This window comes from Pseudomonas sp. Sample_14 (assembly GCF_004307515.1).
GTDB lineage: Bacteria > Pseudomonadota > Gammaproteobacteria > Pseudomonadales > Pseudomonadaceae > Aquipseudomonas > Aquipseudomonas atacamensis.
In genome coordinates this window covers 58,477-75,772 of sequence record NZ_RCOC01000005.1, presented here as the reverse complement: position 1 = coordinate 75,772, position 17,296 = coordinate 58,477, and the positions used below count along the sequence as shown (strand labels likewise).

At 59.5% G+C, this 17,296-nt stretch carries 19 protein-coding genes and 1 pseudogene; 15 read left to right on the top strand and 5 right to left on the bottom strand.

The window, feature by feature from the left end; all coding sequences use genetic code 11:
• Positions 1-123 precede the first annotated feature (123 nt).
• The 5 genes and pseudogenes from D8U61_RS00910 to D8U61_RS00890 form a co-directional block, all read left to right on the top strand.
• Positions 124-1,527 (top strand): annotated as a pseudogene (locus D8U61_RS00910) (phosphomannomutase/phosphoglucomutase); the annotation flags it as partial.
• A gap of 17 nt (positions 1,528-1,544) precedes the next feature.
• The gene (gene argB / locus D8U61_RS00905; protein ID WP_016772548.1) at positions 1,545-2,450 is read left to right on the top strand and encodes an acetylglutamate kinase; all 906 of its coding nucleotides are present in this window, start codon (positions 1,545-1,547) and stop codon (positions 2,448-2,450) included.
• A 208-nt stretch (positions 2,451-2,658) separates the two neighbouring features.
• On the top strand, positions 2,659-2,889 hold the full coding sequence (locus tag D8U61_RS00900) for a hypothetical protein (protein WP_016772547.1): 231 nt from the start codon (positions 2,659-2,661) through the stop codon (positions 2,887-2,889).
• An 18-nt stretch (positions 2,890-2,907) separates the two neighbouring features.
• Entirely contained in the window at positions 2,908-3,480 is a 573-nt protein-coding gene (locus D8U61_RS00895; protein ID WP_016772546.1) for a hypothetical protein, read from the top strand.
• Entirely contained in the window at positions 3,467-3,850 is a 384-nt protein-coding gene (locus D8U61_RS00890) for a hypothetical protein (protein WP_130926271.1), read from the top strand. Before D8U61_RS00895 ends, D8U61_RS00890 begins: the two co-directional genes overlap by 14 nt.
• Positions 3,851-3,991: 141 nt before the next feature.
• Here the strand turns inward: D8U61_RS00890 and pyrE are convergent, their stop codons facing one another.
• Positions 3,992-4,636 carry an orotate phosphoribosyltransferase gene (gene pyrE / locus D8U61_RS00885; protein WP_027616815.1) on the bottom strand — a complete coding sequence of 215 codons (645 nt, stop codon included), beginning with the start codon at positions 4,634-4,636 and terminating at the stop codon, positions 3,992-3,994.
• An 82-nt stretch (positions 4,637-4,718) separates the two neighbouring features.
• Between pyrE and D8U61_RS00880 the strand changes: the two genes are divergently transcribed.
• Positions 4,719-5,498, top strand: coding sequence for an exodeoxyribonuclease III (locus tag D8U61_RS00880; protein ID WP_016772543.1), 780 nt, complete (start codon positions 4,719-4,721; stop codon positions 5,496-5,498).
• A gap of 66 nt (positions 5,499-5,564) precedes the next feature.
• On the opposite strand, the gene gltS is transcribed toward D8U61_RS00880, so the two are convergent.
• The 3 genes from gltS to rph all read right to left on the bottom strand — a co-directional run bounded on the left by gltS (position 5,565) and on the right by rph (position 8,259).
• Entirely contained in the window at positions 5,565-6,773 is a 1,209-nt protein-coding gene (gene gltS / locus D8U61_RS00875) for a sodium/glutamate symporter (RefSeq protein ID WP_130926270.1), read from the bottom strand.
• A 369-nt stretch (positions 6,774-7,142) separates the two neighbouring features.
• Entirely contained in the window at positions 7,143-7,511 is a 369-nt protein-coding gene (locus tag D8U61_RS00870) for a DUF4870 domain-containing protein (protein ID WP_016772541.1), read from the bottom strand.
• 25 nt (positions 7,512-7,536) lie between these two features.
• Positions 7,537-8,259 (bottom strand): ribonuclease PH, encoded by a 723-nt coding sequence (gene rph / locus D8U61_RS00865; protein WP_024014799.1) that lies wholly within the window; start codon positions 8,257-8,259, stop codon positions 7,537-7,539.
• A gap of 276 nt (positions 8,260-8,535) precedes the next feature.
• On the opposite strand from rph, the gene D8U61_RS00860 reads away from it, so the two are divergent.
• From D8U61_RS00860 to D8U61_RS00835, 6 genes are all read left to right on the top strand, one after another.
• On the top strand, positions 8,536-9,399 hold the full coding sequence (locus D8U61_RS00860) for a YicC/YloC family endoribonuclease (RefSeq protein WP_016770639.1): 864 nt from the start codon (positions 8,536-8,538) through the stop codon (positions 9,397-9,399).
• Positions 9,400-9,411: 12 nt separating this feature from the next.
• Positions 9,412-10,032, top strand: a complete 621-nt coding sequence (gene gmk, locus D8U61_RS00855; protein WP_039757364.1) for a guanylate kinase — start codon at positions 9,412-9,414, stop codon at positions 10,030-10,032.
• 168 nt (positions 10,033-10,200) lie between these two features.
• Positions 10,201-10,464: a DNA-directed RNA polymerase subunit omega gene (gene rpoZ, locus D8U61_RS00850; RefSeq protein WP_008030604.1), complete on the top strand. Its 264-nt coding sequence runs from the start codon at positions 10,201-10,203 to the stop codon at positions 10,462-10,464.
• A gap of 57 nt (positions 10,465-10,521) precedes the next feature.
• Positions 10,522-12,627 carry a bifunctional GTP diphosphokinase/guanosine-3',5'-bis pyrophosphate 3'-pyrophosphohydrolase gene (spoT, locus tag D8U61_RS00845; protein ID WP_007920338.1) on the top strand — a complete coding sequence of 702 codons (2,106 nt, stop codon included), beginning with the start codon at positions 10,522-10,524 and terminating at the stop codon, positions 12,625-12,627.
• 24 nt (positions 12,628-12,651) lie between these two features.
• Positions 12,652-13,032 (top strand): RidA family protein, encoded by a 381-nt coding sequence (locus D8U61_RS00840; RefSeq protein WP_014340863.1) that lies wholly within the window; start codon positions 12,652-12,654, stop codon positions 13,030-13,032.
• 64 nt (positions 13,033-13,096) lie between these two features.
• Positions 13,097-13,837, top strand: coding sequence for a hypothetical protein (locus D8U61_RS00835; RefSeq protein WP_130926269.1), 741 nt, complete (start codon positions 13,097-13,099; stop codon positions 13,835-13,837).
• Positions 13,838-13,977: 140 nt separating this feature from the next.
• On the opposite strand, the gene D8U61_RS00830 is transcribed toward D8U61_RS00835, so the two are convergent.
• Complete coding sequence (locus D8U61_RS00830; RefSeq protein ID WP_024014802.1) at positions 13,978-14,835, bottom strand: SDR family oxidoreductase; 858 nt, start codon at positions 14,833-14,835, stop codon at positions 13,978-13,980.
• A 188-nt stretch (positions 14,836-15,023) separates the two neighbouring features.
• Here D8U61_RS00830 and exbB point away from each other — a divergent pair, with 188 nt between their 5' ends.
• From exbB to D8U61_RS00815, 3 genes are read left to right on the top strand one after another with little or no spacing between them, the layout of a single operon-like run.
• Positions 15,024-15,977 carry a tonB-system energizer ExbB gene (exbB, locus tag D8U61_RS00825; RefSeq protein ID WP_024014803.1) on the top strand — a complete coding sequence of 318 codons (954 nt, stop codon included), beginning with the start codon at positions 15,024-15,026 and terminating at the stop codon, positions 15,975-15,977.
• Between the two features lie 6 nt (positions 15,978-15,983).
• Entirely contained in the window at positions 15,984-16,412 is a 429-nt protein-coding gene (exbD, locus tag D8U61_RS00820) for a TonB system transport protein ExbD (protein WP_016772535.1), read from the top strand.
• Complete coding sequence (locus D8U61_RS00815; RefSeq protein ID WP_042608108.1) at positions 16,409-17,155, top strand: energy transducer TonB; 747 nt, start codon at positions 16,409-16,411, stop codon at positions 17,153-17,155. The genes exbD and D8U61_RS00815 overlap by 4 nt, the downstream gene beginning before the upstream one ends.
• The last annotated feature ends 141 nt before the right edge of the window (positions 17,156-17,296 follow it).

The following is a 17,296-nucleotide window of genomic DNA, read 5'->3' as shown; positions in this document are numbered from 1 at the left end:
CCGAGGCGTCATGGCCCTTTCATAGCACGAACTCTCTGTGGAAAACGCCGTCATACCCTTCAGTTTGAGCCTGCCGTCGAATCATTCGTCGGTCTGTCCCGCCCTTTTCGAGATGGAGCATGTCCACAGATGAGCACCCCCGCCAAGATCGCCCCGAAGCTGCCTGACAGCATTTTCCGCGCCTACGACATTCGTGGCACCGTGCCGGAATTCCTCAACGGCGAAACCGCCTACTGGATCGGCCGTGCCATCGGCTCGCAGAGCCTGGCCCAGGGCGAACCGAATGTGTCGGTCGGTCGCGACGGTCGCCTGTCCGGCCCGGAGCTGGTCGCGGAACTCATTCGCGGCATCGCCGAGAGCGGCTGCCATGTCAGCGATGTCGGCCTGGTGCCAACGCCAGCGCTGTATTACGCCGCCAACGTGCTGGCCGGCAAGTCCGGGGTGATGCTCACCGGTAGCCACAATCCGTCGAACTACAACGGTTTCAAAATCGTCATCGCCGGCGACACCCTCGCCAACGAGCAGATTCAAGTGCTCCACGAGCGCATCAAGAACAACGACCTGAGCACTGGCCAGGGCAGCGTCACCCAAGTCGAAATCCTCGACCGCTACAACACCGAAATCGTCCAGGACATCAAACTGGCCCGTCGCCTGAAAGTCGTGGTCGACTGCGGCAACGGCGCGGCCGGCGTGATCGCCCCGCAACTGATCGAAGCGCTGAACTGCGAAGTCATCCCGCTGTTCTGCGAAGTCGACGGCAACTTCCCTAACCATCACCCGGATCCGGGCAAACCGGAAAACCTTGTCGACCTGATCGCCAAGGTCAAGGAAACCAACGCCGATATCGGCCTGGCCTTCGACGGTGACGGCGACCGCGTCGGCGTGGTGACCAACACCGGCAGTATCGTCTACCCGGACCGTCTGCTGATGCTGTTCGCTCGCGACGTAGTGGCGCGCAACCCGGACGCGGAAATCATCTTCGACGTCAAATGCACTCGCCGTTTGGTGCCGCTGATCAAGGAATACGGCGGTCGGCCGCTAATGTGGAAGACCGGTCACTCGTTGATCAAAAAGAAAATGAAACAATCCGGCGCGCTGTTGGCCGGCGAAATGAGCGGGCACATCTTCTTCAAGGAGCGCTGGTTCGGTTTTGACGACGGCATCTACAGCGCCGCACGTCTGCTGGAGATCCTCAGCAAGGAAAAATCCACCGCGGAAGAGCTGTTTGCGACCTTCCCGAACGATATTTCCACGCCGGAAATCAATATCCATGTGACCGAAGAGAGCAAATTCAGCATCATTGATGCACTGCACGATGCTCAGTGGGGCGAAGGCGCCGACCTGACCACCATCGACGGCGTGCGGGTCGATTACGCCAAAGGCTGGGGCCTGGTGCGCGCGTCCAACACCACACCGGTGCTGGTGCTGCGCTTCGAGGCCGATGACGAGGCTGAATTGCAGCGCATCAAGGATGTGTTCCACGCCCAACTGAAACGCGTTGCACCTGATCTCCAACTACCGTTCTGATCCACCCGGAGCCCTGAATGACCCTCGAACGCGAAGCCGCCGCCAACACTGCCAAGGTCCTGTCCGAAGCGCTGCCTTACATCCGACGCTATGTCGGCAAGACCCTGGTGATCAAATACGGCGGCAACGCGATGGAAAGCGAGGAGCTGAAAACCGGCTTCGCCCGCGACATCGTGCTGATGAAAGCCGTGGGCATCAACCCGGTGGTCGTGCACGGCGGCGGCCCGCAGATCGGTGACCTGCTCAAGCGCCTGTCGATCGAAAGCCATTTCGTCGACGGCATGCGCGTCACCGACGCGGCGACCATGGACGTGGTGGAAATGGTCCTTGGCGGTCAGGTCAACAAAAGCATCGTCAACCTGATCAACCGCCATGGCGGCAGCGCCATCGGCCTGACCGGTAAGGATGCCGGGCTGATTCGCGCGAAGAAGCTCACCGTCTCCCGTCAGACCCCGGAGATGACCCAGCCGGAAATCATCGACATCGGCCACGTTGGCGAAGTCGTCGGCATCAACACCGAACTGCTGAACCTGCTGGTCAAAGGCAACTTCATCCCGGTCATCGCGCCGATTGGCGTCGGTGAGAACGGCGAGTCGTACAACATCAACGCCGACCTGGTGGCGGGCAAGGTTGCCGAAGCGCTGAAAGCTGAAAAGCTGATGCTGCTGACCAACATTGCCGGCCTGATGGACAAGTCGGGCACCGTGTTGACCGGCCTGAGCACGCAGCAGGTCGACGACCTGATCGCCGATGGCACGATCTACGGCGGTATGCTGCCGAAGATCCGCTGCGCACTGGAAGCGGTTCAGGGTGGCGTAGGTAGTTCGTTGATCATCGACGGTCGTGTGCCGAACGCGATCCTGCTGGAAATCTTCACTGATACCGGTGTGGGCACGCTGATCAGCAATCGCAAGCGTCCTTGATCGCTAATAGCTGAAAGCAAAAGATCGCAGCCTTCAACAGCTCCTACAGGGATTTCGCACACGCGAGAATCCGCTTTGTAGGAACTGACGAAGGCTGCGATCTTTTTTGTGCGCGCAGGAAAAGCCTGACTCGACACAGCGAAACGTCCGACATCCCTTCAGAATAAATCTCCCTAGGATCTTCCTCTCATCCAACGGAGATTCACTCATGCAGAAAGATTACGTTCCCTACGGCAGCGATGTTTCAGCAGGCACCTACGAATGCGTGGACTGCGGACATCGTTATTCCAATCAAGCCAAAACCTCTATGCCGCCCTGCCCGCAGTTCAGGAAAACGGCGCATGTCCTGAACGGTTGGAAAACCCTCACCGGCCAAGGTGACGCCCCACAAGATCCGTACCCGGAAAAATCCGAAAAGCCGGCTGCCAGCAAAAAATAATCCCGGAGCGCCTGAGCCATGCAGATCTCGTTCACGATCGACGCCGACGCTTTCGAGCAGGAACAGAAGGAACCGGTGAAAAAGACCTTGCGCATCGGCGACGCTGAAATCGCCCATGCGCTGGAGCGCATCGCCAAAGCCAGCCTGACCGAATACCTGAAAATGCTGGTCGAGGGCGGCATGCCCAGCCGGGCCGACGAAGCCAAGCAAGATCGCCTGCTGTATCTGATTCAGAGTTACTTCGGGCAAACCCTGCCGACCGAATCGCAGATCTCGACGATCTTTCAGCTGACCCAGAGCCAAAGCAAAACCCTGTTGAAAAACACCGTTTCGCGTTTTCGCAACCAGCTCGACGACATCCTGCAGCACAGCATGCGCGCCGTAATCCAGTCCGCCGAGCATGCGCAAAACGTGTTTCTGGTGGTGATCAGCTCGGACGTGATCCGCGATGAATTGAACATGCTCATCACCCAGAACGAGCCGACCTTCAAACCCATCACCAAACGCAAGGGCAGCGCCGGGCAGTTCGAGATCAGCGAAGATTCCCACGCATTGCTCTGTGCAACGCTGGGTCTGAATGCCGTTCAGTGACATCGTCGCGGTCAGTGGCTTGCTGCTGACCCTGACCACGTTCATGTTCAATCTGGCGTGGCCGGCGCTCAATGAAGCGCTGGCTGAGGATGAATTTCAAAAAGGTTCGCAGGGCCGCAAGCGCAGTCGAGACAAGGTGATGGCTGCTTTCTACTGGCGAGCATTGCCATTGACGTGCGCTTTCGTGGCGCTGTTTTACGTTAACTTGCCGGCAGCAGTCGGGATCATGCACAGCAGCACGCTGGACCTGTGGGATTTCGATGTGGATCGCACGTTGTACGTGATGGTGGTTGTTGCGCTGCTGGTGTTTGCGCTAGTGAACGCTGCATTGGCGCTGAGACTGCTGATGAAATGGCGAAATCTGCGTTGATCGCCAACAAAAAAAGGCCCGGTTGAGCCTGCCTGAACCGGGTCTTTTTTCTGTGGGAGCGAGCCTGCTCGCGAACGCCTAATGTGCCTCACATCGCTGACAGGTGACGGCCATTCGCGAGCAGGCTCGCTCCCACATTGGTCACACGCCAAACTGCGCGCGGTACGCTTCCACGGCTGGCAAATGCTGTTTGAGCTGCGGATCGTCGGCGAGGAACTCCAGCACCTGATTCAGCGAGACGATGCTGATCACCGGAATGCCGAAGTCGCGCTCGACTTCCTGGATGGCCGACAATTCGCCATTGCCACGCTCCTGGCGGTTCAGTGCGATCAGCACACCGGCGGCCTTGGCGCCGTCCTGAGAAGCGATGATCTGCATCACTTCACGAATCGCGGTGCCGGCGGTGATCACGTCGTCAATGATCAAGACTTCGCCAGTCAGCGGTGCGCCAACCAGGCTGCCGCCCTCGCCGTGGGCCTTGGCTTCCTTGCGGTTGAAGCACCATGGCAGGTCACGGTCGTGATGTTCGGCCAGCGCAACGGCGGTCGTGGCCGCCAGCGGAATGCCTTTATAAGCCGGGCCAAACAGGACGTCGAAGGAGATGCCGCTCTCGGCGATGGCGGCGGCGTAGAAACGCCCCAGCTGGGCCAGGGCCGAACCGGAGTTGAACAGGCCGGCATTGAAGAAGTAGGGACTGGTGCGCCCGGACTTCAGGGTGAACTCACCGAAGCGCAAAACGCCGCGATCGATGGCAAAACGAATGAAATCGCGCTGATACGCTTGCATGAAAAAAACCCCAAATACCACGGATTTAGCTAATTAGCTTGACGCCGTGTATCATACACGCACGCGATTTTTGGGGCCATTTATGCGGATCATCAGTGTGAACGTCAATGGTATTCAGGCGGCAGTCGAGCGCGGTTTGCTCAGTTGGCTGCAAGCCCAGAATGCCGACGTCATCTGCCTGCAGGACACCCGTGCCTCCGCCTTTGAACTGGATGACCCAGCCTTCCAACTGGATGGCTACTTCCTTTATGCCTGCGATGCTGAAGTCCCTGCCCAAGGCGGCGTGGCTTTGTATTCGCGGTTGCAACCGAAGGCTGTCATCAGCGGTCTCGGTTTCGAGACGGCCGACCGCTACGGGCGCTACCTGCAAGCAGATTTCGACAAAGTCAGTATTGCCACCTTGCTGTTTCCTTCGGGGATGAACGGCGATGAAGACTTGAACCAGAAGTTCAAGCTCATGGACGATTTCGGCAAGTACCTGGACAAACAGCGACGCAAACGTCGCGAGTACATTTATTGTGGCTCGCTGTACGTTGCGCAGCAGAAACTCGACATCAAGAACTGGCGCGACAGCCAGCAATCTCCAGGCTTCCTGGCGCCGGAACGCGCCTGGATGGACGAGATTGTCGGCAACATGGGCTATGTCGATGCGCTGCGCGAAGTCAGCCGCGAAGGCGACCAGTACAGCTGGTGGCCGGATAACGAACAGGCCGAGATGCTCAATCTGGGCTGGCGTTTCGATTACCAGATCCTGACCCCGGGCCTGCGTCGCTCGGTGCGCAGTGCACGCCTGCCGCGTCAGCCACGGTTCTCGCAGCACGCGCCGTTGATCGTCGACTACGACTGGACGCTGACCATCTAAGCGTCCTCGCAGCCAAAAAAAATGCCCGCATCGTGAGATGCGGGCATTTTTTATGCGCCATGCTTTCTAGACGGCAGCGAAGAATGGCAAGGCCAGGTACAGCTTGATCACGATGACGTTAACGATATCGATGAAGAACGCTCCTACCATCGGCACTACCAGAAACGCGATTTGCGATGGCCCATAGCGCTGCGTCACCGCTTGCATGTTGGCAATCGCTGTCGGCGTGGCGCCCAGACCGAAGCCGCAATGTCCCGCAGCCAGCACTGCGGCATCGTAGTTGCTGCCCATCACCCGGAACGTCACGAAAATCGCGAACAGCGCCATGACCAGCGCCTGCACGGCCAGAATGATAAAGATCGGCAATGCCAACGCCGCCAGATCCCAAAGCTTCAGCGACATCAGCGCGATCGCCAGAAACAGCGAGAGGCTGACATTGCCGAGCACGGAAACTTCACGCTCGAACACCTGATACAAGCCAAGTGCTGACAGACTGTTGCGCAACACCACACCTACAAACAGCACGCAAACAAACGTCGGCAGTTCGAACGCAGTGCCATGCAGCAAGCCATTCAGAAGGTTGCCAGCGAGCAGGCTGACGGCAATTAGCGCCAGCGTCTCGACGAACGAAAACGGCGTGATCGAGCGTTCCTTGTTTGGCTGTTCAAAGCCTTTCGGCAGTCGCGGCGCTTGCTGGGGACTGCAGCCCGGCACTTGCACGCGCTTGATCAGCAACCGCGCGACGGGCCCACCGATCAGCCCACCGAGCACCAGACCGAACGTCGCTGAGGCCAGCGCCAGCTCTGAAGCCGACGCCAGGCCATATTTCTCGCTGAATACCGCGCCCCATGCGGCGCCCGTACCGTGGCCTCCGGCCAATGTGATCGAACCCGTCAGCAAGCCCATTAAAGGATCGAGTCCGAGCAAGGTTGCCAATCCGATGCCCATGGCGTTCTGCACCACCAGCAAGCCAATGACCGCCAACAGGAAGATACCGACGATGCGCCCGCCCTTCTTCAGACTGGCAAGGTCGGCACTCAAGCCAATCGTGGCAAAGAAAGCCAACATCAGGGGGGTTTGCAATGATGTATCGAAGCGGACTTCAATATCGAAAGTGCGCAATATCAACAGGAGCACGGCAACCACCAGGCCGCCCGCTACCGGTTCAGGAATATTGTAACTTCGCAGAAAGCCAACACGCGCAACAAGTCCGCGTCCGAGCAGTAGTACTAAAGAAGCGGCCACGAGCGTGCCGTAGAAATCGAGCTCAATCATGTGGATTATTCTTGGCTAAGTATTCACGAGGCGAGCGTTTACCTGGGCTCGACGGGTGAACCGGCTGATTTTATCAACACTGATTACTGGGGAATTCAAGTGCCATCGATGGCTTGAACATATCGAAATGTTTCAATCGAAACATTGCATCGGGCAACTTTAACAACCCGCTCGCGTCAATAACAAGAACGAGAATAAGCACGTGGTCGATCAGTTGTGACCAAACATGTAATAGAGAAATATCAGCAAATAAATGCCAAACCGCACATCGTTAAAAGACTAGTCCTACAACAAAAACCAATTATTGAGTTGCACAAATAAAAATGCCCGATAAGCCGGGGCATTTCCATATTGCGATACAAGAGACTGTTACTTGATCAGTCGCCAAGTGAACGGATATCTGTACGGGAAACCTTCGTTGGCTTTGACCCCTGCAATGATCGTCAGGACCAATGCCGCGATTGCAAGCAAACCAAAGAGGAAGAAACCAATGATCAGCAGCATGAGCAGGAAGCAGATCATTGAGGCTATCGCCACCGTGATCTGAAAATTCAGCGCCTCTTTACCCTGCGCATCGATGAACGGGTCCTTCTCGCGCTTCATCTGCCAAAGGATCAGCGGCCCGATCAGATTGCCGAACGGAATCCAGATCCCCAGCAAGGCGGACAAGTGACAGAACATCGCCCATTGGCGAACCTCCTGGCTCGGTTTGGGCAGCAACTCTTGCTCGTCACTCATCACGTCCCCCTTGTGGTCAAAAACCTCAGTCGGCCAGTGCAGCCTTCTGCAGCTCGAAGATTTCGTTCATGCCCTGCTTGGCCAGTTCCAGCATGGCATTGAGCTCGTCAGGCTGGAACGGCGCGCCTTCTGCGGTGCCCTGCACTTCGATGAAACCGCCGGTGCTGGTCATCACCACGTTCAGGTCGGTTTCAGCTGCAGAATCTTCAAGATAGTCCAGATCCAGCACCGGCTCGCCCTGGTACATGCCGACCGAGACCGCACCGATCATCTGCTTGAGCGGGTCACCGCCTTTCAGGCCACCGCGCTTCTTGATCACTTTCAGGGCATCGACCAGCGCAACCATGGCGCCGGTGATGGACGCGGTGCGAGTACCGCCATCGGCCTGGATCACGTCGCAATCGACGTACAGGGTCACGTCGCCGAGCTTGGACATATCCAGTGCCGCGCGCAGGGAGCGGCCGATCAGGCGCTGGATTTCCAGAGTACGACCGCCCTGCTTGCCACGACTGGCTTCACGCTGGTTACGCTCGCCGGTGGCGCGCGGCAGCATGCCGTACTCGGCAGTCAACCAGCCCTGGCCCTGACCTTTGAGGAAACGCGGCACGCCATTTTCGACGCTGACGGTGCAGATGACTTTGGTATCACCGAATTCGACCAGTACGGATCCCTCGGCGTGTTTGGTGTAGTTGCGGGTGATGCGGATCGAGCGGAGCTGATCGGCAGCGCGACCACTTGGACGTTTCATAGGGATACCTGTACTGAGGACGGAAAACTGCCGAGCATTATAGAGCGCTGCACCGCGAGTGGGCACTGGTTAAAACCGCCGGCCGACGACCGAAGCCCCTCAAGCGCGCATAACCGACGGGCTGCAGCGGTTTGTCACACCGTCACACCGTGTGTTTGGGCGCATTCGCCGCACTGCGCTACAATCCTGCGCCTTTGCTGCCAGTCGGCTTAAATTCATTGAAATCGCGCCTGCGAAACAGCGTTTCGCGCCGATCTGCATTGCGAGGTCACCGCCATGGTGCACAGCATGACCGCCTTCGCCCGCGTCGAGAAAGCCGGCGTTCAGGGCACCCTGAGCTGGGAACTGCGCTCGGTCAACAGCCGCTATCTGGAACCGCATCTGCGTTTGCCCGAATCGTTCCGCGACCTCGAAGGCGCCGTGCGTGAAGCGCTGCGTCAGGGCCTGTCGCGAGGCAAACTGGAGTGCACGCTGCGCTTCACCGAAGAAAGCACCGGCAAACCGCTGCAAGTGGACCGCGAGCGCGCCGCGCAACTGGTGGCCGCTGCGGAAACCGTTGCCGGGCTGATCAAGAATCCGGCTGCGCTGAATCCGCTGGAAGTGCTGGCCTGGCCCGGCGTGCTGGTGGCCGATGCGACCGACCCGCAAGCGCTGAACGCCGAAGCGCTGGCGCTGTTCAATCAGGGCTTGAAGGATCTGAAGGCTGGCCGCGAGCGCGAAGGCGCGGAGCTGGCTCGTTTGATCAACGACCGCCTGACGTCCATCGAAGAAGACGTGGTGACCCTGCGAGAACTGGTGCCGCAGATGCTCGCCACCCAGCGCCAGAAGGTCCTCGACCGCTTCGCCGACATGAAGGCCGAGCTCGACCCGCAGCGCCTGGAACAGGAAATGGTCATCCTCGCGCAAAAAAGCGACGTGGCCGAAGAACTGGATCGCCTGAGCACTCACATCATCGAAGTTCGCCGGGTGCTCAAGTCCGGTGGTGCCGCCGGGCGGCGTCTGGACTTCCTGATGCAGGAGCTCAACCGCGAGGCCAACACACTGGGCTCCAAAGCCTTCGACCCGCGCAGCACCCAGGCCGCCGTCAACCTCAAGGTGTTGATCGAGCAGATGCGCGAACAAGTGCAGAATATTGAGTAAGGCTACCCTGACATGACCCAACACACCGGCACCCTGTACATCATTTCCGCGCCCTCGGGCGCGGGCAAGAGCAGTCTGGTCAAGGCCTTGACCGACGCCGATCCGGAGATCCGCGTTTCGGTCTCGCACACCACCCGCGCCATGCGTCCGGGCGAAGTGGATGGCGTGAACTACCACTTCGTGACCCGCGAAGAGTTCGTGAAGATGGGCGAGCACGGCGACTTCCTTGAGCGCGCCGAAGTCTTCGGCAACTTCTACGGCACCTCGCAAAGCCGTTTGCAACAGACCCTGGACGAAGGTCACGACCTGATTCTGGAAATCGACTGGCAAGGCGCCGAGCAAGTGCGCAAGCTGATGCCGCAGGCGCGCTCGATCTTCATTCTGCCGCCATCGCTGCAAGCCCTGCACCAGCGCCTGACCAACCGTGGCCAGGACAGCGACGAGATCATCGACGGCCGCATGCGCGAAGCGGTCAGCGAGATGAGCCATTACGTCGATTACGATTACCTGATCATCAACGACGATTTCGCCCATGCGCTGGACGATCTGAAAGCGATTTTCCGCGCCAATCAGCTGCAACAGAAACGCCAGCAAGTGCGTTTCGGCAAATTGCTGGCTGAATTGCTCGGCTGAAACAACACTTCCCAAAATGCCTGCAAGCGCTTTACATTGGTGCTTGCAGCGCGTTGAAGGGTCTGGTCAAAAAATCAGCGCTTCCCTAATCGCTGGTGATTTTTTAAACTGCTCAGTCCGCTCGCCCAACCGGGCAGCGCGCATATTGCATTCGCTCCGAGGAATACCATGGCCCGCGTAACCGTTGAAGACTGCCTAGAACACGTGGAAAACCGCTTTGAGCTGGTCATGCTCTCTACCAAGCGTGCCCGTCAACTGGCCACCGGCGGCAAAGAGCCATTGGTGCAGTGGGAAAACGACAAGCCGACCGTTGTCGCGCTGCGTGAAATTGCTGAAGGCCTGATGAGCTACGAGTTCATCGCCGAGCAGGAAATCGTCCAGGATGAACCGCTGTTCGCAGCGTTCGAGGACGAGTCGAACGAGGCCGTCTAAGCCTATGCCTGGTCGACGTAGCACGGCGCGGGGTCACAGCTTTCGGCAGGAATCATCATGCCGAGCATAGACGCCCTCGCCGATCGCTTATCGACCTACCTCGGCAACGACCAGGTCAACCTGGTCCGCCGAGCGTATTTCTACGCCGAACAAGCCCATGACGGTCAACGCCGTCGCAGTGGTGAGGCGTACGTCACGCATCCTCTTGCCGTGGCCAATATTCTTGCCGACATGCACATGGACCATCAGAGCCTGATGGCCGCGATGCTGCATGACGTGATCGAAGACACCGGTATCGCCAAGGAAGCGCTGCAAGCGCAGTTCGGTGAAACCGTGGCCGAACTGGTCGACGGGGTCAGCAAACTGACCCAGATGAATTTCGAGACCAAGGCCGAAGCCCAGGCGGAAAATTTCCAGAAAATGGCCATGGCCATGGCGCGCGACATCCGGGTGATCCTGGTCAAGCTCGCCGACCGCCTGCACAACATGCGCACGCTGGAAGTGCTGTCCGGCGAAAAACGCCGGCGCATCGCCAAGGAAACTCTCGAGATCTACGCGCCCATTGCCAACCGGCTGGGCATGCACGCGATCCGCATCGAATTCGAAGACCTCGGCTTCAAGGCCATGCACCCGATGCGTTCCGCGCGGATCTACCAGGCGGTCAAGCGCGCCCGGGGCAACCGCAAGGAAATCGTCAACAAGATCGAAGAATCCCTTGGTCACTGCCTCGCCATCGACGGCATCCAGGGCGAAGTCAGCGGTCGGCAGAAACACCTCTACGGCATCTACAAGAAAATGCGCGGCAAGCGTCGGGCCTTCAACGAGATCATGGACGTCTACGCGTTCCGGATCATCGTCGACAAGGTCGATACCTGCTACCGCGTATTGGGTGCTGTGCATAATTTGTACAAACCGTTGCCAGGGCGCTTCAAGGATTACATCGCGATCCCCAAGGCCAACGGCTATCAGTCGCTGCACACCACGTTGTTCGGCATGCACGGTGTACCGATCGAGATCCAGATCCGCACCCGCGAAATGGAAGAAATGGCCAACAACGGCATCGCCGCCCATTGGCTGTACAAATCCAGCGGTGACGAGCAACCGAAAGGCACTCACGCCCGCGCCCGCCAGTGGGTCAAAGGCGTGCTGGAGATGCAGCAACGTGCCGGCAACTCGCTGGAATTCATCGAAAGCGTGAAGATCGACCTGTTCCCGGACGAGGTCTACGTGTTCACGCCCAAAGGCCGGATCATGGAGCTGCCAAAAGGCTCCACGGCAGTCGACTTTGCTTACGCAGTGCACACCGATGTCGGCAACAGCTGCATCGCCTGCCGCATCAATCGTCGTCTCGCGCCGCTGTCCGAACCGCTGCAAAGCGGCTCCACGGTCGAAATCGTCAGCGCCCCCGGCGCACGGCCAAATCCGGCGTGGCTCAACTTCGTCGTTACCGGCAAGGCGCGCACGCACATTCGTCATGCGCTGAAGCTACAACGCCGCTCCGAGTCCATCAGCCTCGGCGAACGCCTGCTGAACAAGGTGCTCAACGGTTTCGACAGCTCCCTGGAGAAGATCCCGGCAGAGCGCGTCAAGGCAATGCTTACCGAGTACCGCCTCGAACTGATCGAAGACCTGCTCGAAGACATCGGCCTGGGCAATCGCATGGCCTATGTCGTTGCCCGTCGCCTGCTCGGCGAAGGTGAGCAACTGCCGAGCCCGGAAGGTCCGCTGGCGATTCGCGGCACCGAAGGCCTGGTGCTCAGCTACGCCAAGTGCTGCACGCCGATCCCCGGCGACCCGATTGTCGGGCACCTGTCGGCGGGCAAAGGCATGGTCGTGCACCTGGATAACTGCCGCAACATCAGTGAAATCAGGCACAACCCGGAAAAATGCATCCAGCTCTCGTGGGCCAAGGATGTCACCGGCGAATTCAACGTCGAGCTGCGCGTCGAGCTGGAACACCAGCGCGGTCTGATCGCCCTGCTGGCCAGCAGCGTCAACGCGGCCGACGGCAATATCGAGAAAATCAGCATGGACGAACGCGATGGTCGCATCAGCGTCGTGCAGTTGGTGGTCAGCGTTCACGACCGTGTGCACCTGGCCCGCGTGATCAAGAAACTGCGCGCTTTGACCGGGGTGATCCGCATCACCCGCATGCGTGCATAACCTGCCTATTACAAGGAGTCCTACATGACCAAAACCGTCATCACCAGCGACAAGGCCCCGGCCGCCATCGGCACTTACTCCCAGGCGATCAAGGCAGGCAACACCGTTTACATGTCGGGCCAGATTCCTCTGGACCCGAAAACCATGGAACTGGTTGAAGGCTTCGAAGCCCAGACCGTCCAGGTCTTCGAGAACCTCAAAGCCGTGGCCGAAGCCGCCGGCGGTTCGTTCAAGGACATCGTCAAACTGAACATCTTCCTCACCGACCTGAGCCACTTCGCCAAGGTCAACGAGATCATGGGCAAGTACTTCGACCAGCCATACCCTGCCCGCGCCGCCATTGGCGTGGCCGCCCTGCCGAAGGGTGCGCAGGTTGAAATGGATGCCATTCTGGTCATCGAGTGATGCGCACGGCGCGGCCTCCACGCCACGCCGACTGCCGCAAGAAAAGGTTTTGAAGGATTCCACCATGCGCAAAGCGCTAGCTCTCTCGCTGCTCGCCCTGTTTCTCGGCGGCTGCGCCAGCGACCCTGCCGACCGTGACATCAGCGGCACCTGGATCAATCAGGTGGCAATCGATGCCGCCGCCAAGGGCGGTCCCCTGCGTGAAGCGCTGCAGGCTTACGGCCCGAATCTGGAATGGGACGTCAACACCAAGGCCGGTCAGGCCCGCTACACCAACGGTTTTGAGAACGTCGAAGGACGGCTGCTGGGCGAAGAGTCCGGCGCCTGGAAAGTCGACTTCTATGGCAGCTCCGCCAGCGAACTGAAACGCGACGGTGGACTTTTGCAGCAAGCTGCCAGTGACAACGAACCCGAACAAGTTTTCGATCGCGCACAGATCCCGGTGCCGGAAGGCGCGCCAATCGGTGCAAGCTTCGAACGCGCTCTGTATTCAGCGTATTTGGGCGGCAACTGGACCATCGCCAGCGGCCAGGGTGAAGGCGGCACTGTGCAGTTCCAGGCAGACGGCCAGGTGACCGGCCTGCCGGGCGTTGATCGTTATGCCTTGTGCCTGGCGGGCGATTGCGCATCGATGAGCAATGGCAACGACAGCATGTGGCTGCAACTCAATGGCCAGGGCAACAACTGGATCTTTGTGCGCAAGGGCAAGGAGCTTGAGATTTTGCAAGCAGTCAACGCTGCGCTAGCGGATGAGCAACCGCAGTTCGCCGCGGGTGAGCGCAAGTGGTTGCTGGAAAAGCAGTAACCTGCCTCCGAAATCTCAGAAGATCAAATGTGGGGGCGAGCCTGCTCGCGAACGCGGTGGGTCAGTCAAACTGATAATGACTGACATACCGCATTCGCGAGCAGGCTCGCTCCCACAGTGGTTTTTGTGTTGCTGAAAATTCAGCACTTACCTTCAAGAATCGCTGCATAGCCTTCGCGATAACTCGAATACTTCGGCACCCACCCCAACGCTTTCGCCCGCGCATTGCTGCAACGCTTGCTGCCAGTGCGCCGCACGCTGGCGTCTTCGGCCCATTCAGTCACACCCAGATATTCGCGCAACCAGCCCACCACTTCGGCCAACGGCGCCGGCGCGTCATCCACACCGATATAGAGCTGGTCCAGCTTGACGCCCTCGCGGTCTTTTTCCAGCAAGAACGCCAGCAGCCCCGCTGCATCATCGGCATGAATCCGATTGCCATACAGCGGCGGATCAATCGCCACGCGGTAGCCGCGACGCACCTGAGTCAACAGCCACTCGCGACCCGGGCCGTAAATGCCGGTCAGGCGCAGCACACTTGCCGGGATGCCGCTATTGAGCGCGACCTGCTCGGCTTCGAGCATCAAGCGACCTGAATATCCGGCCGCGACAGTCTCGGAGGTCTCATCCACCCATGCTCCATCCTGCTGGCCGTACACGCTGCTGCTCGACACGAAGATCAGCCGCTCAGGCACTTGCCCATAGTCGTCCAGCCAGCTCAGCACGTTCTGCAAGCCTTGCACGTAGGCCTTGCGGTAGCCCTCTTCATCGTGGTCGGTGGCCGCAGCGCAATACACCAGATAATCCACGGCACCCACCGGCCAGGTCGCCGGGCATTCTTCGTTGAACAGATCGCCGGCGACGCCGATGACACCCTCCGGCAGTTTGGAAACATCCCGGCGCAGGCCATGGACTTGCCAGCCAGCCGCCAGCAATTGCGTGGCCAGACGACTGCCGACATCACCACAACCGGCAATCAAAACAGAAGGCGCGGACATCAGAAAACTCCCATCGGAAAGGCACAGACTAGCTCTGGCACAGGACGAACGGCTAGCGATGAAGGAAAAAAAGTTACTCTATTACTTTTGTTAACAAGAATTACTTGCAATAATGCACGCCACTTTTGTTCTCGGCCTCACGAGGCCTGGAAGAGCAACAACGTTTTTCTATCTCAGGTCCGGCCAGCATGACACGTAATCAAACTCCCGCTTCGCCAACCACTCGACCTCGCGCCTGGAGCGCCGTCGCGGCTCTGTTGCTCAGCCTGATGCTGGCACCGACCGCCGCCTTCGCCGACGCTCAAGCGCCCGCCACCCCAGCCGCCACCGAGCAGAGCGCACCCGCTGCCGCTCCGGCTGCACCGGCCGCCACCGATCCGGTGCAGGCTGTCGACGCGGCCGACGCACCTGAAGTCCTCGAAGCCGACAACACCTTGGGCATGGCCCACGACCTGTCGCCGTGGGGCATGTACCAGAACGCCGACATCATCGTGAAAATCGTGATGATCGGTCTGGCCATCGCATCGATCATCACCTGGACTATCTGGATCGCCAAAGGCTTCGAGCTGATGGGCGCCAAGCGTCGTCTGCGTGGCGAAATCGCCGCACTGAAAAAAGCCACCACACTCAAGGAAGCCAGCGCCACCGCTGGTAAAGAAGGCACCCTCGCCAACCTGCTGGTGCACGACGCGCTCGAAGAGATGCGCCTGTCGGTCAACAGCCGCGAGAAAGAGGGTATCAAGGAACGCGTCAGCTTCCGCCTTGAGCGCCTCGTAGCGGCCTGCGGTCGCAACATGAGCAGCGGCACCGGCGTCCTCGCCACCATCGGTTCGACCGCACCGTTCGTAGGTCTCTTCGGTACCGTGTGGGGCATCATGAACTCGTTCATCGGCATCGCCAAAACCCAGACCACCAACCTCGCCGTTGTCGCACCGGGTATCGCTGAAGCCCTGCTGGCCACTGCACTGGGTCTGGTTGCGGCGATTCCTGCGGTAGTGATCTACAACGTCTTCGCCCGCTCCATCGCCGGTTACAAGGCGCAGGTCTCCGATGCCTCGGCAGAAGTCCTGCTGCTGGTCAGCCGCGATCTCGACCACCAGCCTGAGCGCAGCTCGCAGCCGCACATGGTTAAAGTGGGGTAATCGGCCATGGGCCTGCATTTGAAAGAAGGCGCAGACGACGATCTGGCCGAGAACCACGAAATCAACGTCACGCCGTTCATCGACGTGATGCTGGTGCTGTTGATCATCTTCATGGTGGCCGCGCCGTTGGCCACTGTAGACATCAAAGTCGACCTGCCCGCCTCGACCGCCAAACCGGCGCCGCGGCCGGAGAAACCGGTGTTCCTCAGTGTGAAAGCTGACCAGCGCCTGTTCCTCGGTGACGATGAAGTGAAAGCCGAAACCCTCGGCGCTACCCTCGACGCCAAGACCCAGGGCAAGAAAGACACCACCATCTTCTTCCAGGCCGACAAAGGCGTGGATTACGGCGACCTGATGAGCGTGATGGACAGCCTGCGCGCCGCCGGTTACCTGAAGGTTGGTCTGGTCGGTCTTGAGACGGCAGCCAAGAAATGATCACGACGCGCCATAAGCTGACGCGTTACAGCGGTAGCCTGGCCGTGGTGCTGGGCGTGCATGCGCTGGCCATCGCGCTGGCGCTGAACTGGACTGCCCGCCCGCCCATCGAATTGCCGCCGCAGGCAATGATGGTCGAGCTGGCCCCGTTGCCTGCCCCGCCACCGCCGGCTCCGCCGAAAGTCGTCACACCGCCGCAGCCACCGGCTCCGGTGGAAGAATTGCCGATTCCGAAACTGGCTGAAGCACCGAAAGCGGAAATCGCGGTACCCAAACCCAAGCCGAAGCCCAAGCCAAAACCGCCGAAGCCGGTCGAGAAAAAGCTGCCCGAGCCGCCGAAGGAAAAACCTTCCGAGGAAAAACCGGCCGACACTCAGCCGACCCAGGCGCCGACGGAGAAATCCGCCCAGCCTGCACCAGGTCCGTCGCCGGCTCAGTTGGCGGCCAAGGCCAGTTGGCAAGGCACCCTGCTCGCGCATCTGCAGAAGTACAAGAAGTACCCGCAGAGTGCGCAATCGCGTGGCAAGGAAGGCTTGAATCGTCTGCGCTTCGTGGTTGATGGCGAAGGTAATGTGCTGTCGTTCGAACTGGTGGGCCGCTCTGGCAACGCTGATCTGGACCGGGCCACCCTGGACATGATCCGCCGCGCCCAACCGCTGCCAAAACCGCCGGCCGACATGCTCAACAACGGCTCGATCGAAATTGTTGCGCCGTTTGTTTATTCGCTCGAACGCCGCCGATAGATACACCGCAACCTGTGGGAGCGAGCCTGCTCGCGAAGAGGTCGTGTCAGTCAGCACATTTTTTGCCTGACCCACCGCTTTCGCGAGCAGGCTCGCTCCCACAGGGCTCAGCGTGAACAGGAAGAGGCACCGAAAGGTGCC

Bases quoted from the DNA above. Each gene is read 5' to 3' on its own strand.
- argB (WP_016772548.1), top strand. From the start codon at position 1,545: ATGACCCTCGAACGCGAAGCCGCCGCCAACACTGCCAAGGTCCTGTCC.
- D8U61_RS00900 (WP_016772547.1), top strand. From the start codon at position 2,659: ATGCAGAAAGATTACGTTCCCTACGGCAGCGATGTTTCAGCAGGCACC.
- D8U61_RS00895 (WP_016772546.1), top strand. From the start codon at position 2,908: ATGCAGATCTCGTTCACGATCGACGCCGACGCTTTCGAGCAGGAACAG.
- D8U61_RS00890 (WP_130926271.1), top strand. From the start codon at position 3,467: ATGCCGTTCAGTGACATCGTCGCGGTCAGTGGCTTGCTGCTGACCCTG.
- pyrE (WP_027616815.1), bottom strand. From the start codon at position 4,636: ATGCAAGCGTATCAGCGCGATTTCATTCGTTTTGCCATCGATCGCGGC.
- D8U61_RS00880 (WP_016772543.1), top strand. From the start codon at position 4,719: ATGCGGATCATCAGTGTGAACGTCAATGGTATTCAGGCGGCAGTCGAG.
- gltS (WP_130926270.1), bottom strand. From the start codon at position 6,773: ATGATTGAGCTCGATTTCTACGGCACGCTCGTGGCCGCTTCTTTAGTA.
- D8U61_RS00870 (WP_016772541.1), bottom strand. From the start codon at position 7,511: ATGAGTGACGAGCAAGAGTTGCTGCCCAAACCGAGCCAGGAGGTTCGC.
- rph (WP_024014799.1), bottom strand. From the start codon at position 8,259: ATGAAACGTCCAAGTGGTCGCGCTGCCGATCAGCTCCGCTCGATCCGC.
- D8U61_RS00860 (WP_016770639.1), top strand. From the start codon at position 8,536: ATGGTGCACAGCATGACCGCCTTCGCCCGCGTCGAGAAAGCCGGCGTT.
- gmk (WP_039757364.1), top strand. From the start codon at position 9,412: ATGACCCAACACACCGGCACCCTGTACATCATTTCCGCGCCCTCGGGC.
- rpoZ (WP_008030604.1), top strand. From the start codon at position 10,201: ATGGCCCGCGTAACCGTTGAAGACTGCCTAGAACACGTGGAAAACCGC.
- spoT (WP_007920338.1), top strand. From the start codon at position 10,522: ATGCCGAGCATAGACGCCCTCGCCGATCGCTTATCGACCTACCTCGGC.
- D8U61_RS00840 (WP_014340863.1), top strand. From the start codon at position 12,652: ATGACCAAAACCGTCATCACCAGCGACAAGGCCCCGGCCGCCATCGGC.
- D8U61_RS00835 (WP_130926269.1), top strand. From the start codon at position 13,097: ATGCGCAAAGCGCTAGCTCTCTCGCTGCTCGCCCTGTTTCTCGGCGGC.
- D8U61_RS00830 (WP_024014802.1), bottom strand. From the start codon at position 14,835: ATGTCCGCGCCTTCTGTTTTGATTGCCGGTTGTGGTGATGTCGGCAGT.
- exbB (WP_024014803.1), top strand. From the start codon at position 15,024: ATGACACGTAATCAAACTCCCGCTTCGCCAACCACTCGACCTCGCGCC.
- exbD (WP_016772535.1), top strand. From the start codon at position 15,984: ATGGGCCTGCATTTGAAAGAAGGCGCAGACGACGATCTGGCCGAGAAC.
- D8U61_RS00815 (WP_042608108.1), top strand. From the start codon at position 16,409: ATGATCACGACGCGCCATAAGCTGACGCGTTACAGCGGTAGCCTGGCC.